Origin of the sequence: Desulfurococcus sp., assembly GCF_049970475.1 — an archaeon.
Lineage (GTDB): Archaea > Thermoproteota > Thermoprotei_A > Sulfolobales > Desulfurococcaceae > Desulfurococcus > Desulfurococcus amylolyticus.
Genome location: NZ_JBMFMW010000164.1, coordinates 1 through 1,052, shown reverse-complemented (window position 1 = coordinate 1,052; position 1,052 = coordinate 1). Strand labels below are relative to the sequence as shown.

Sequence of the window (1,052 nt, the reverse complement as noted above, 5' to 3'; positions counted from 1 at the left end):
TCGATGCAACGTCAGCACCCATGTATTTACCATAAACCTTCTTAGTCAGCCTGCAGAAGCTGCATACATCGCTGGAGGAAGGCATACCGCAGATACTGCACCTTGTTAAACCCCTTGATTCCCGTGGCTCAATGTACTCATGGATCAACTTGCTTATACTGGATAACAGGGTTAGCTTGGCGCCCGGGTTGGATTCCTCGAGCTCACTTATGAAGACTCTGACCGCTTTCTCAGCATCGCCCTCATGTTTAAACGGGCACTTCGCCTCCACGTATGGTATCCCCGATAATTTGGCATAGGTCTCTATATCCCTCTCACCAACGCTTATTAAGGGTCTTGCTTTAACGGGTAGCCCCTCTTCCACTGAAACAGGCTTTAAGCTGGCGAGGGACCTATAGTCTCCCACGTATATATTCTTTAACGCGTATTTTACCACGTCGTCTAAGTGATGTCCCGTAACGAGTACAGATGCATTTACAGTCATAGTTGAAACAGTGAAGATGTAGCGTTTAACAAGCCCGCAGACACTACAGGGGGGCCTCCGCGCCTTCGAGGCGAGCTCAGAGATGGATAGCCCGAGGAGATCTCTCAAGTGGATCACGTGGCACTTAACTCCAAGCCTTTCACAGTACTCTCTCACCACTGATTCGACAAGTTCGCTGAAGCCACCTATCCCGAGGTTTAGGTGGAGTCCTATCACCTCCCTGATACCAAGTTCCCTGGCTTGCTTTACTAGTACTGTGAGGAGGCTCATACTGTCCTTGCCGCCTGAGACAGCTACCACGACGCTGTCGCCGGGCTTTATCATCCTGTATTTCCTGATTGTTTCGACTACTCTCTCCTCGAAGTACTCTATGAAGTGCTCCCTGCAAAACCATGCCTTAGCATAGGAAACCCTGTACTCAGCTTCCCTACCACACCTCCTGCACTTAGCCATGAATAGACACCCTTTACTCCCGAGGATCCTCCCCATCACATAAGCGTCTTTAATACCATAGTAGTATCCTTTGATAAATACAACTATCTTAAACCCGTGTCCCAGGTAGAAGCTT

General features: G+C 49.0%; 1 protein-coding gene. It reads right to left on the bottom strand.

Translation table 11 applies throughout. The features are described 5' to 3' along the window. Positions 1-1,052: ATP-binding protein (locus ACP5N5_RS07025; RefSeq protein WP_428134534.1), on the bottom strand; the 1,052-nt coding region annotated here is incomplete at both ends.